The organism is Peribacillus sp. NPDC097295 (genome assembly GCF_044761665.1).
Taxonomy (GTDB): Bacteria; Bacillota; Bacilli; order Bacillales; family DSM-1321; genus Peribacillus.
The window spans coordinates 39721-53050 of sequence record NZ_JBIWCW010000022.1 but is presented as its reverse complement, the minus strand read 5'-3'; the positions used below and the strand labels follow the sequence as shown (position 1 = coordinate 53050).

The 13330-nt window shown below is 40.9% G+C and carries 15 protein-coding genes and 1 rRNA gene; 15 read left to right on the top strand and 1 reads right to left on the bottom strand.

What is annotated here, in order from left to right:
* The 12 genes from rrf to rsmI form a co-directional block, all read left to right on the top strand.
* A 5S ribosomal RNA gene (gene rrf, locus ACIQXN_RS20200) occupies positions 1-95 on the top strand; the annotation flags it as partial.
* A gap of 208 nt (positions 96-303) precedes the next feature.
* Positions 304-522 carry a sigma factor G inhibitor Gin gene (locus ACIQXN_RS20195; protein ID WP_402970947.1) on the top strand — a complete coding sequence of 73 codons (219 nt, stop codon included), beginning with the start codon at positions 304-306 and terminating at the stop codon, positions 520-522.
* Positions 523-687: 165 nt separating this feature from the next.
* A complete protein-coding gene (locus ACIQXN_RS20190) occupies positions 688-2145 on the top strand; it encodes an aminotransferase class I/II-fold pyridoxal phosphate-dependent enzyme (protein ID WP_402970944.1) in 1458 nt (485 codons plus the stop codon).
* 39 nt (positions 2146-2184) lie between these two features.
* Complete coding sequence (gene tmk / locus ACIQXN_RS20185) at positions 2185-2820, top strand: dTMP kinase (RefSeq protein WP_402970941.1); 636 nt, start codon at positions 2185-2187, stop codon at positions 2818-2820.
* A gap of 112 nt (positions 2821-2932) precedes the next feature.
* Complete coding sequence (locus ACIQXN_RS20180) at positions 2933-3262, top strand: cyclic-di-AMP receptor (RefSeq protein WP_402970938.1); 330 nt, start codon at positions 2933-2935, stop codon at positions 3260-3262.
* Positions 3263-3286: 24 nt separating this feature from the next.
* A complete protein-coding gene (locus ACIQXN_RS20175) occupies positions 3287-3727 on the top strand; it encodes a YaaR family protein (protein WP_402970935.1) in 441 nt (146 codons plus the stop codon).
* Positions 3728-3735: 8 nt separating this feature from the next.
* Positions 3736-4740: a DNA polymerase III subunit delta' gene (gene holB / locus ACIQXN_RS20170; protein WP_402970931.1), complete on the top strand. Its 1005-nt coding sequence runs from the start codon at positions 3736-3738 to the stop codon at positions 4738-4740.
* A gap of 1 nt (position 4741) precedes the next feature.
* Complete coding sequence (gene ricT / locus ACIQXN_RS20165) at positions 4742-5572, top strand: competence/sporulation regulator complex protein RicT (RefSeq protein ID WP_402970928.1); 831 nt, start codon at positions 4742-4744, stop codon at positions 5570-5572.
* 13 nt (positions 5573-5585) lie between these two features.
* Complete coding sequence (yabA, locus tag ACIQXN_RS20160; protein ID WP_402970925.1) at positions 5586-5966, top strand: DNA replication initiation control protein YabA; 381 nt, start codon at positions 5586-5588, stop codon at positions 5964-5966.
* Positions 5967-6143: 177 nt separating this feature from the next.
* Complete coding sequence (locus ACIQXN_RS20155) at positions 6144-6887, top strand: tRNA1(Val) (adenine(37)-N6)-methyltransferase (RefSeq protein WP_402970922.1); 744 nt, start codon at positions 6144-6146, stop codon at positions 6885-6887.
* Positions 6874-7134 (top strand): GIY-YIG nuclease family protein, encoded by a 261-nt coding sequence (locus tag ACIQXN_RS20150; protein ID WP_402970919.1) that lies wholly within the window; start codon positions 6874-6876, stop codon positions 7132-7134. The genes ACIQXN_RS20155 and ACIQXN_RS20150 overlap by 14 nt, the downstream gene beginning before the upstream one ends.
* Before the next feature lie 3 nt (positions 7135-7137).
* Positions 7138-8019, top strand: coding sequence for a 16S rRNA (cytidine(1402)-2'-O)-methyltransferase (gene rsmI / locus ACIQXN_RS20145; protein WP_402970916.1), 882 nt, complete (start codon positions 7138-7140; stop codon positions 8017-8019).
* A 48-nt stretch (positions 8020-8067) separates the two neighbouring features.
* Here rsmI and ACIQXN_RS20140 read toward each other — a convergent pair whose 3' ends face one another.
* Positions 8068-8352 (bottom strand): transition state genes transcriptional regulator AbrB, encoded by a 285-nt coding sequence (locus tag ACIQXN_RS20140; RefSeq protein WP_402970913.1) that lies wholly within the window; start codon positions 8350-8352, stop codon positions 8068-8070.
* A 593-nt stretch (positions 8353-8945) separates the two neighbouring features.
* On the opposite strand from ACIQXN_RS20140, the gene metG reads away from it, so the two are divergent.
* The 3 genes from metG (at position 8946) to ACIQXN_RS20125 (ending at position 13308) form a co-directional block, all read left to right on the top strand.
* Entirely contained in the window at positions 8946-10907 is a 1962-nt protein-coding gene (metG, locus tag ACIQXN_RS20135) for a methionine--tRNA ligase (RefSeq protein WP_402970910.1), read from the top strand.
* Between the two features lie 197 nt (positions 10908-11104).
* Positions 11105-11872, top strand: a complete 768-nt coding sequence (locus ACIQXN_RS20130) for a TatD family hydrolase (protein WP_402970907.1) — start codon at positions 11105-11107, stop codon at positions 11870-11872.
* A gap of 239 nt (positions 11873-12111) precedes the next feature.
* Entirely contained in the window at positions 12112-13308 is a 1197-nt protein-coding gene (locus ACIQXN_RS20125; protein ID WP_402970904.1) for a ubiquitin-like domain-containing protein, read from the top strand.
* The last annotated feature ends 22 nt before the right edge of the window (positions 13309-13330 follow it).

Sequence of the window (13330 nt, the reverse complement as noted above, 5' to 3'; positions counted from 1 at the left end):
GTCACACCCGTTCCCATTCCGAACACGGCAGTTAAGCTCTTCAGCGCCGATGGTAGTTGGGGGTTTCCCCCTGTGAGAGTAGGACGCCGCCAAGCCATTTGAAAGGTCAGCCATCGTGCTGGCCTTTTTTCGTGTGAGCAAAAGCCGTCTTATTTAGGAAGAAACGAATCCCTAGGTAGGGATTTTTTATATAGACATACACCTAACGTAAGCCTTCATCATACATTATTAAAAGTGCCCCGAGTTCTCTTAAACTATTTAAAGTCATGTATGTGGACACTGATTTTTGGGGAGAATGCAGCTATGGAGGTGGAGATGTTGGGGATAACAACAGCCAAAACAACAGCAGGGGAATCGTGCGTGGTATGTGAACAGGTAAAAGGAATGGGGATACACCTATATACGACATTTATCTGTGAGGAATGCGAAAGGGATATGATTGGGACGGATACGAATGATCCCAGGTATAAACATTATTTGAAAAAGTTAAGGAAAATCACGAATCCTGAAATCTGTTCATAAAGAAATAGTAGTTGTCGATAATTGTAGAGTTAGAGAATGAGGTTCGGAATTTCCTTATTCTCTAACTTTTTTCTGCGCCCAAAATGAGAAAGAAAAAGATGACCTGGGATAAGCCTGGACATATTTGATAAAATGAAAATATTATGAAGTTGAAGGAAGAGGTAAATGAATCAATCCTATACACCATTGTTCGATGCAATGAGCAATTTAAATAAAAAGGGCCCCATTTCATTACACGTCCCAGGCCATAAAAATGGTCAAGTGTTCAACGAAAAAGGGAGAGAAATTTATAAGACCCTGCTTGGAGTAGATGCTACGGAAATAGCGGGTTTGGACGATCTGCATGCTCCAGAAGGAGTCATATTAGAATCTGAACTACTTCTAGCCGATTTATATGGGGTAAAGAAGAGTTATTTCTTAGTCAACGGATCAACCGTAGGAAACCTTGCCATGATCCTTGCTGCTTGTAAGGAGGGGGACAAGGTACTGGTTCAAAGAAATTGTCATAAATCCATCTTGCATGGCCTGATGTTGACAAATGTGCAGCCTGTTTTTTTACAACCGATTTATTACAAGGAATGGGGAGTGGCGGGTGGTATCAGTTCGGATCTATTGGAGGAGGCACTGGTTGTTCATTCGGATGTAAAGGCTATCATATTGACCAACCCCAATTACTATGGACTTACTGAAGATGGACTGTCCGGCATTGTAAAAATGGCACATGAAAGGGGCATCCCTGTGTTGGTAGACGAGGCACATGGTGCTCATTTCCAATTAGGGAATCCTTTTCCTGATTCTGCAATCCTGGCGGGAGCAGACGCAGTTGTCCACTCGGCGCATAAAACTTTACCGGCCATGACCATGGGTTCTTTCCTTCATGTTCAATCCGACTTGTTGGAGGTGGAGAAGGTGACCTTCAATTTGCAAATGCTACAATCGAGCAGTCCGTCTTACCCGATTATGGGATCTCTTGATTTAGCACGGGGGTATCTAGCTTCATTTACAACAGAAGATCAAAATCACCTTATTAAGAGGATTTCAGACTTCAGGGTGGAGCTGGCTAAGATTGGTACGATATGTGTGCTAGAGGCACCGCGGGGCACGTCTATTGACCCTTTGAAAGTAACTATTCGGTCTAAAATGGGCCTAAGTGGTTTTCATTTGCAACAGTTATGCGAAGCGGAAAGCATCTATTCGGAGCTTGCAGATCCCTACAATCTATTGATGACTCTTCCGTTAGTTAAGGGAAACCAGGATTTCCCGTTCCAAGAAGTCGTTCGAAAAATTAAACATGCAACAAAAAATAGTTCAGGAGAACAAGTAGAAGTCCCTGAAGTGATGGGGAGTAATAATGGCACGATGACAACCCTGGCCTACCCATACTCTGTCTTGAAGCAAAAAAGTACAAAGCCTGTTGAATTTGGAAAGGCTATCGGTTCGGTTTCCGCCGAAATGGTTATCCCTTACCCTCCTGGTATTCCATTGATTATGACCGGGGAAATGATTACAGCAGAGCATATGGTGCATTTAGAGAGATTGGTAGCACTGGGCTCCAGGTTTCATGGTGGTTCTTTACTTTCAAGCGGGAAGCTGATTGTTTATGAGAGCAGCCAAGTTGGATAAGATGATATACTACATACAAAGAACCTTGGAGGTACACCAATGAATCGTGGTATTTTTATAACAATGGAAGGGCCGGAGGGAGCAGGGAAAACAACAATCATCCATATGCTCGGAAAGGCTCTACAACAAGAAGGCTATCAAGTTTTATTAACACGTGAACCAGGTGGCATCCCGATATCCGAACAAATAAGGGAAGTCATCTTAAATAAAGGTAATACAGCAATGGATTCAAGAACGGAGGCTTTACTATATGCTGCAGCTAGGCGTCAGCATTTGGTCGAGAAAGTCACTCCGGCCCTTGAAAAGGGAACCATCGTTCTCTGTGATCGATTTATAGATAGCTCGTTAGCCTACCAAGGCTACGCAAGGGGCTTAGATATAGAAGAAGTGTACAATATCAATAAATTTGCAATTGGTGACATGATGCCCGATGTCACGTTCTTTTTTGATATAAAGCCCGAAGTAGGTCTGAGACGTATTCAGTCCAATGGAGACCGGGAAGTGAACAGGCTAGACTTGGAAGCCTTGGAGTTTCATGAAAAGGTATATGAGGGCTATCAGGTAACCATTAATAGATGGAAAGACCGTTTCATTATCGTTGATGCCGATAAGACCATCGAGGAAGTTTTTCAGGAAACGAAGGAACAATTAATGATTGCTTTGAAAAAACGGTAATATAATTCGAGGTTTTCCATAATATTCAACTACGCCCTATTACATGCAAAGACAAATTGTTATAATAGATGTAATGGTAATGAAAATTCATAGTAAGCGGAGGATGATGAGAATGAAAATGATCATTGCTGTCGTTCAAGATAAGGATAGCCATCGACTGCTTAATGAATTAGTGGAACATAATTTTAGGACAACCAAGCTCGCCAGCACGGGTGGGTTTTTAAAATCAGGGAATACAACTTTTATGATTGGGACGGAGGATTCACGTGTCGATCAGGCCGTCGAAATAATCAAGGAAAGTTGTCAGTCACGGTCCCAAATAGTATCACCGGTTTCACCAATGGGAGGCAATGCCGAATCCTATGTGCCTTATCCAGTGGAAATTCAAGTAGGCGGTGCAACCATATTTGTTCTGCCAGTTGAAAATTTCATGCAATTTTAGCGGCCAGATATATGGAGGTTCTTAATGAAAATCAACCATGACATTCCCATTAAGTTGGATAAAGCCCGGCAAGATAACAAACAAATGCAACCAGGTAATGGAAGATTTCAACAGATGGTCCAAACACAGGATCAGAAGATGCAGGTTCAGACCTTGAACCGTTTAATCGGTGACATTGAAGGGGCGGGTCAGCGCCTAGTTCGGTCCCGGACATTTAGGGAACTGGCCAAATATAAGGCATTAGTGAAACGGTTTGTACGCGAAGCTGTTGAGTATGGACTTGAGCTGAAGCAGTCGACAAGTTGGAATCAATACGGACAGAGTCGTCCATTGAAAACCGTGGAAACGATTGATGCGAAATTGATAGAGTTAAGCGAGGAAATATTGAATAAAGAGAAGAGCTCTCTTGAGATATTAGAAATGATAGGCGAAATTAAAGGCCTTCTGATTAATTTATATACGTAAGTGAGTGGATGAAGTTGGATAAAACATGGCAGGATATGAGACAAATTCAGCCACAGGTTATGACGATGTTGCAAAATAGCATCACGAAGAACAGAGTGGCTCATGCGTATATATTTGAAGGGGATAGAGGTACAGGAAAGCAGGAGGTTAGTAAAACTTTTGCAAAAAGCTTACTATGTGAAGCTCCGGTTGAGGGTTATCAGCCATGCGAGAAGTGTAAGAATTGCAAACGAATTTCAAGTGGAAACCATCCAGACATCCATTTGATTGAAAAAGACGGGATCTCGATTAAAAAAGAACAGATTAAAAGTCTCCAAGAAGAATTCTCAAAGAAAAGTGTGGAAGCCGATCGGAAAGTGTACATGATTATGGACGCCGATAAAATGTCGGTCGGAGCAGCGAACAGTCTCTTGAAGTTTTTAGAAGAACCTACGGGAGATACGGTAGCAATACTGATGACCGAACAATTCCAGCGCATCCTTCCGACGATTTTGTCAAGGTGTCAAATGATATCATTTAAACCCTTATCACCGGAGAATGTAAAACGAAAGCTGATGGAACAGGATTTGGATCCGCAGATGGCCGCTATTATCTCTCATATAACACAGAATGTGGGAGACGGAATCGACCTGAGTCATGATGAATGGTTTGTACAAGGTCAAAAAATAGTGGTAAAATTGTATGAAGTGTTAAAACAGAATTCCTTGAAGGCATTGTTATTCCTTCAGACGGATTGGTTTTCACACTTTAAAGAAAGAGAACAGGTAGACAGAGGTCTCGATTTGTTACTTCTTATTTATAAGGATTTATTATACATTCAGTTGGACAAGAAGGACTTGGTTGTATTCCAAAATAAACTGAAGGAATTTGAAACTCACGCGCTTCATCTTTCTCCAAGACGACTCGCTGAACATATGGAGTTTATTTTGGAAGCGAAAAGGAAATTGATGTCCAACACAAATCCACAGCTGTTAATGGAACAGCTTGTGCTGAATTTGCAGGAGGGATCATGATTTGTATGATGTTGTAGGTGTCCGTTTTAAAAAAGCGGGCAAGATATACTACTTTGATCCGGGCGAATTCGCTATTCCTAAGGACGATTTTGTAATAGTGGAGACCGTCCGCGGTGTAGAATTTGGTAAGGTTGTTACAGCCCGTAAACAAGTAGATGAAAATGATGTTGTCCTGCCATTGAAAAAAGTACTTCGGGTTGCAGATGCAAAAGATAAGCTGATTGTTGAAGAAAACAAGGCTGCTGCAGAAGAAGCTTATTATATATGTTGTCAAAAAGTCGACGAGCATAAATTGGATATGAAGCTTGTTGATGTATCATATACCTTTGATAGAAATAAGGTAGTTTTTTACTTTACAGCGGATGGTCGCGTGGATTTCCGTGATTTAGTCAAAGATTTAGCCGCCATATTCAGAACCAGGATCGAACTTCGACAGATCGGGGTCAGGGATGAGGCAAAAATGCTTGGTGGCATTGGACCGTGTGGGAGAATGTTGTGTTGTTCCACTTTTCTTGGAGACTTTGAACCTGTTTCCATTAAAATGGCGAAGGATCAGAATTTATCACTCAATCCTACAAAAATCTCAGGGTTATGTGGCCGGTTGATGTGCTGTCTGAAATACGAAAATGATGAGTACGAAAGTGCGAAGGAAATGCTTCCTGATTTAGGTGAGATGATAGAAACGCCTGGTGGCAAAGGCAAGGTAGTAGGGCTTAATATTCTAGAACGCGTACTTCAGATTGAACTAATCGAGCAGGAAAGAGTATTAGAGTATACTTTAGATGAGATTCTAAAAGAGGGAGCCGTTTCTATTCAAGCCACAGATTATTAAGGTGGTGGAGAGCGTGGACAAAAAAGATATCTTTGAGTCGGTTACCAATATGGAAGCCCAGATAGGCCAATTATATAAACAGCTTGGAGAATTGAAGGAGAATCTTGCGGATATCCTCGAAGGAAATCAGTCGCTCAAGTTGGAAAATGAGCACTTGCGCCATCGATTAGGCCTTACTGATGCTGAGAGTGAACCCACTTCTACTTCTATAAAGGTGAAACAAAAAGCGAAAAACCGTGCGGAGAGTACGGATAAGGTCATGGATATAGGGGAAGGCTATGATAATCTAGCCCGTATCTATCAAGAAGGCTTTCATATTTGTAATCTGCATTTTGGCAGTTTACGAAAAGAGGGAGATTGCCTGTTCTGTTTATCCTTTTTAAACAAGAAGTGAAAATGGAATACTATAAAAGAATGTTCCATCTCTTTTACGTGATAGATAGACCGTTTACAATATATAGTGATTCGGGGTCTGACGCATACTATGAGTCAGGCCCCTTTTTGGTACGAAAGAAGGTTAAAGTAAGGTCCTAATCCTGCTTTTTCTACATATATAGGAGGGTTAACTGCAATGGTAGAACTTAAAGGAGATGAACGGCTTGATTACCTATTGGCGGAGGATTTACGAATCATCCAGAGTCCATCGGTTTTTTCTTTTTCATTAGATGCCGTTCTATTATCCAGATTTGTAAACGTACCAATTCAAAAGGGAAAGTTGGTGGATCTCTGCTCTGGAAATGGTGTCATACCTTTGTTGTTAAGCACGAGAACTAAAGGCTCGATAACAGGCATAGAGATTCAGGAACGCTTATATGATATGGCCCAAAGAAGTGTCGACTATAACGAAGTATCTTCTCAGATTGAGATGATACATGCTGATATAAAAGAAATTCCCAAGCAAATAGGGTACAGTAAATACGATGTAGTGACATGTAACCCGCCTTACTTTACAACTCCATCCATCGAGGAAATCAATAAGAACGAACACTTTGCGATTGCCCGTCATGAAATCATGTGCACGTTAGAAGACGTCATGCGTGTTTCAAGTCAGTTACTTCGTCAGGGCGGCAAAGCAGCATTCGTCCATAGACCGGGACGTTTGATGGATATACTAAGACTCATGAGGGAGTATCGGATTGAACCGAAGAGGTTGCAATTCGTATATCCAAAAAGTTCGAAAGAGGCCAATACGATTCTTATTGAAGGAATTAAAGACGGAAACCCGGATTTGAAAATCTTGCCTCCTCTTGTCGTTTACAATGAACAGAATGAATATAATCCTGAAATTAGAAGGATTTTATATGGAGACGAATAAACATTACTTCTACGTCTTGAAATGCAGGGATGATAGTTATTATGCGGGATACACAAACAATTTAGAACGTAGAATTAACATGCATAATCAGGGGAAGGGCGCAAAATACACGCGTGGACGGATTCCTGTGGAACTGATTTACCATGAAACGTTTGAAAACCAAACATTGGCCATGCAGGCAGAATACCAGTTTAAGCAACTGACTAGAAAACAAAAAGAACAGTGGATGGCAAAGGAGGAGACTTAATCTATGTGGCAACAAAAGAGTTTTGAAAAAGAGGGATTGGAGCCGGCGTTATATCTAGTGCCTACACCAATAGGAAATCTAGAGGATATGAGTTTCCGGGCGTTAAGAATTTTAAAGGAAGCGGATGTCATTGCTGCTGAGGATACGCGAAATACAAAAAAACTTTGCAATTATTTTGAGATTTCTACACCTATCGTCAGTTACCATGAGCATAATAAAGAATACAGCGGGCGGCAGATGCTTGAACGTCTTCGTTCCGGTCAAGTCATCGCTCTTGTCAGTGATGCGGGGTTACCGACGATTTCAGACCCTGGATATGAACTAGTAAAGGAAGCAATCGCAGAGCAGTTTAAGGTCATCCCATTGCCTGGTGCTAACGCTGCATTAACGGCGTTGATCGCCTCAGGTCTTGCCCCTCAACCCTTTTACTTCTATGGGTTTCTAAAGCGGGGAGCAAAAGAGAAGAAACAAGAGTTGGAAAAACTGAAAAAAATGGAGGCCACTTGGATTGTATATGAGTCGCCACATCGCTTGAAGGAAACCTTGAAACATATGCAAGAGATCCTCGGTGACCGTCAAATTGTCCTATGTCGTGAATTAACCAAGAAATTTGAAGAGTTCATACGTGGTTCGATAAGTGAGGCAATGAATTGGGCAGTCGAAAATGAGGTACGCGGTGAGTTCTGTCTGATAATAGAAGGGGCACAAGAACACGATGAAGAACCGGAAGAATCATGGTGGACGGCATTCGACATTGTGGGACATGTCAATTATTATATTGAAAACAAGGAACATTCCTCAAAGGATGCTATAAAGCAGGTTGCAAAAGATCGAAATATGCAAAAACGTGACGTATATCAGGCATTCCATGTCGATGCCGATTAAGAAGACAGAAAAAAAACTTCCGGATACCGGAAGTTTTTTGTATATTAATTAGTTAGAAGTTGTAAAGTTCTGTTGAATTTCTTTAATAAGCATTTCTGCACCTTCACGGCTAAGAATCAATTTACCATTAGCAAGTGTAAGGTTGTTATCAGAAACTTCACCAGTTACTTGGCAAGTCATGTTAGGCTTATATTTTTTTAAGATAATACGCTCATCATCAACATAGATTTCTAAAGCGTCTTTCTCAGCGATGCCTAATGTACGGCGAAGCTCGATTGGAATAACTACCCGGCCTAACTCATCAACTTTACGAACGATTCCTGTAGATTTCATTGTGAAAAATTCCCCTCTCAAAATACAATTTAGTACTTTTTCTATTTTTTTCGTCATTATTCGACAATTTATTTATAAATTTATAATACCAGGCATTCCCATATTCGTCAATGATTTATTTTCACTTTTCTGTATGACCGTATTTAGAAGCCTTTTTTACGTAGGAAGAAAGAAATGAACAGACAAAAATATTATGCATTATCAACTAATTACTTAGCCATGATTCGACAAACTATGATAACTTCTCCCATTATATGATTAATGTTCTTTTAGTTTCAAACCAAAACTTCTGAATATAGGATATTTTGACTATAAAAGCCGATCCGAATGGGTATTTGCGTAAAATATGATTAGTAAGGTATATTTTGTTGAGGTAAGAGGTAATGATGACATAATAGAATAGAAGCATCTTTGTAAGATTTATTGATGAGTATATTCCTTCGCCTTTCATTCGGTTCCCAAGAACAAATGATTGTTGATTCTTGTCGCATAGAATGACAGATAGGGTTAAAATAGAGATAATAGTTTTACTGTAGTCTAATTGGCAGGGAGAAGCCCCTAGCTAGTTTCGCAAATGATGAGGAGGCAATACAATGCAGGATAAATCAAAAACATTTTATATTACAACACCCATATATTATCCAAGCGGTAATTTACATATAGGGCATGCGTATACGACAGTGGCTGGTGATGCCATGGCCCGTTATAAAAGGATGCGTGGCTTTGACGTTATGTACTTAACGGGAACAGATGAGCACGGCCAGAAAATCCAGCGGAAAGCGGAAGAAGAGGGAATCACACCTAAGCAATATGTGGACAATATCGTGTCCGGGATAAAAGAGCTTTGGAATAAGCTTGATATTTCCTATGATGATTTCATAAGGACGACAGAGGACCGTCATAAAGAGGTTGTCGCGAAAATCTTCAAGAAGCTCCTAGACCAGGGCGATATATACCTCGATCAATATGAAGGCTTATATTGTACCCCATGTGAATCTTTCTTTACGGAACGACAAGTCGAAGAAGGCAATGGGAACTGTCCGGATTGCGGAAGATCAGTAGAGAAAGTGAAGGAAGAGTCCTATTTCTTCAAGATGAGCAAATATGCGGATCGATTGTTGAAGTTTTATGAGGAAAATCCAGAGTTCATTCAGCCTGAATCAAGAAAAAATGAAATGATCAATAACTTTATCAAACCAGGATTAGAAGACTTGGCTGTTTCCCGTACAACATTCGATTGGGGAATTAAAGTACCAGGAGATCCAAAACATGTGATATATGTCTGGATTGATGCGTTGACTAACTATATTACAGCTTTAGGGTATGGAACGGATAATGATTCTAAATACAGGAATTACTGGCCGGCGGATGTACATTTAGTAGGGAAGGAAATCGTTCGTTTCCATACCATTTACTGGCCGATTATGTTAATGGCTCTTGATATGCCGCTACCGAAAAAAGTATTCGCCCATGGATGGTTGCTTATGAAAGATGGCAAAATGTCGAAGTCAAAAGGAAACGTAGTCGATCCGGTTACATTGATTGACCGCTACGGTTTGGATTCCTTACGTTACTACCTACTTCGCGAAGTTCCATTCGGTGCGGATGGGGTATTTACACCAGAAGGCTTTGTAGAACGGATTAACTTTGATTTGGCGAATGATTTAGGTAACTTATTGAACAGGACGGTCGCGATGGTCAATAAGTATTTCGATGGTGTGATTCCGAATTACGAAGGATCGAACGGTGAATTTGAAAAGATCCTGCTTGAAATGAACCAAGATACGGTCAATAAGTATGAAGAAGCAATGGAAAAAATGGAATTCTCCGTGGCCCTGACTTCCATTTGGCAGCTTGTGAGCAGAACTAACAAGTTCATCGATGAAACCCAACCATGGACACTGGCAAAAGAAGAATCCAAAAAAGGGGAACTTGCGAGTGTTATGATTCACTTGGCCGAATCTCTACGCCGGACAGCCGTTCTGTTAAAACCATTTTTAACACAGACACCGGAAAAAATCTTTGCCCAGCTAGGTATTGAGGATGAGACTTTGAAAGCATGGGAAAGTCTGTCGGAGTTTGGCCAAATCCCATCCGGGACAAACGTGTTAAAAGGGGACCCTATCTTCCCACGACTAGAAATGGAAGAAGAAGTTCAATATATTAAAGAACAAATGCAGGGTGGCACTTCCAAAGAGGAAGAAAAGGTAGAAGTGGAAATCCCAGAAGTTGATGAAATTACGATCGATGATTTTACTAAGGTTGAACTTCGCGTAGCACAGGTGATGGAAGTGGAGCCTGTTAAGAAGGCAGACAAGCTACTTAAATTACAGCTAGATTTAGGTTATGAAAAGCGTCAGGTTGTTTCAGGTATTGCCCAACACTACAAACCGGAAGAACTAGTAGGAAAGAAAGTGATTTGCGTAACCAATCTTAAACCAGTGAAGTTACGTGGGGAGCTTTCTCAAGGAATGATTTTGGCGGGCAGCCAGGATGGCGTTCTATCTGTTGCAACGATAGATGCTTCCATTCCTAATGGATCGAAAGTGAAATAAATCAAAAAAACATAAAAGTGTTTCATATGAAACACTTTTATGTTTTTTATTTATATGATCAATAATAGAACAGGTTACTTACCTGCACATACCTGCACATAACTGGGGCGGCAACTATGTAATATGTTTGTTACCTAAATGAGAAACATAAAACTTTCAATCCGAAATAAAATAGTGCTAGAAAGGGAGAAAAAAATATGCTTTTCGATACACATGTACATGTTAATGCAGAGCAATTCAACGAAGACCTTGAAGAGGTCATAGAAAGAGCGCAGGAAGCGGGAGTGAAAAATATGGTCGTGGTCGGTTTTGACCGTCCTACCATTAATAGAGCGATGGAATTGGTGGAAACATATTATTTTATGTTTGCGGCAGTCGGCTGGCATCCCGTTGATGCAATAGATATGACGGAGGAAGACCTACAGTGGATAGAAGAGCTGTCCGCACATCCTAAGGTTGTGGCTATAGGGGAAATGGGACTTGATTATCATTGGGATAAATCGCCAAAGGAAATACAAAAGGAAGTATTCCGGAAGCAAATACGCCTAGCGAAAAAAGTGGGCTTACCCATCATCATTCATAATCGTGAAGCGACCGCAGATATCGTGAGCATCTTAAAGGAAGAAGAGGCATCAGAAGTGGGAGGCATCATGCATTGCTTTAGCGGTAGTGCTGAAACTGCATTGGAATGCATTGATATGAACTTCTATATTTCATTGGGAGGCCCTGTGACCTTTAAGAATGCGAAGAAACCAAAAGAAGTAGCTGCAGCCGTGCCTTTAGACCGTCTATTAATCGAGACGGATTGTCCTTATCTTGCACCTCATCCCTTTAGAGGAAAGCGTAATGAACCATCCTATGTGAAGCTTGTTGCGGAGCAAATCGCCGAAATTAAGCAGCTTTCAGTAGAAGAAGTATCTCAAGCTACAACGAATAATGCCAAGAAATTATTCGGCATTAATTGACAGCATTTTGGGTCATAATCTCCCCGGGTTTGCTATCTGGAAGGCAATTTTTTAAGATTCTACAAATCTCTCTCCCAACATAGGCAATTTATGTCGAGAAGTCACCCTTTCCTTTTCTACACAGAATATGCATAATAGGTAATAATTTCCTTAATGAGAAGTGAATGGGTTGACAGCTCGATAAGTATGTCTATATAATCACCGGGAGGAAGGAGGAGTTTTTCATTCTATTAAAAACTATGAAAAACCTAATTTCCAGGCTTGTAGGCAAGAAGAGAATAGCGGTCGCAATATCCACGGCAATTCTCGTCACTACTGCGCTGGGAATACTGATCCATAAAGGAACAATGAATACCGTTACTATTATGCTGGACGGAAAAAAAGAGGTAGTGCGGACACACGCGGCTACTGTAAATGATATGTTAAAAGATTTAGAGATTACGGTTCAAGCCGCAGATTATGTTCATCCTTCGGTTGACAGCGAGGTAGCTGATGACCTAGAGGTTGTGTACAAGCAGGCTCGAAAAATTGTCATGGTAGAAGATGGTGAGCGAGAGGAAGTCTGGTCAACCGCTGATACCGTGGAGGAATTTCTGAAGGAACAAAAGCTTGGGGTGGACGAGAAGGATAAAATTACACCTTCTAATGATACGAAGCTCAAGGCAGATATGGAAGTTAGCATCGATAGAGCTTTTTTACTGAAACTGGTTGTAGGTGGAAAAGAAAAGCAGGTTTGGTCAACTTCGACTACGGTCGCTGACTTTTTAAAGCAACAGGGTGTCAAGCTCAATGATTTGGATCGAGTTGAACCGGGGTTAGTAGAAAAAGTTGAAGCAAAGAATACGGTAAACGTTATTCGGATTGAAAAAGTCACCGATGTAGTGGAAGAACCTGTCGATTATGCTGTCATTACTAAAAAAGACGACTCCTTATTAAAAGGGAAAGAGAATATTGTAAAAGAAGGTAAAAAAGGCATCACTTCTAAGGAATATGAAGTGATTAAAGAGAATGGCAAAGAAGTCAAAAGAAAATTGCTCTCTAAAAAAATTGTGAATAAAAAGCAGGATAAAGTGGTAGCAGTCGGGACAAAAACGGTAGATACTCAAGCCGCCGCACCTAGAGCTACCAATGTGAGCTCTACTGGTGGTAAAGAGATTTACGTCTCATCAACGGCATATACGGCAAGTTGCCAGGGCTGTTCGGGTGTTACTTCCACAGGCGTAGACTTGAAGAGTAATCCAAATGCCAAAATTATAGCAGTCGACCCAAGCGTGATTCCTTTGGGATCGAAAGTGTATGTCGAGGGATATGGATATGCCACTGCTGCTGATAAGGGTGGAGCAATCAAGGGAAATAAAATAGATGTGTTCTTCTCATCGAAGAATGATGCATATCGCTGGGGCGTAAAGAAAGTGAAAATCCGTGTACTGAACTAATAAGTTTTTTTCTCGCAGGAGA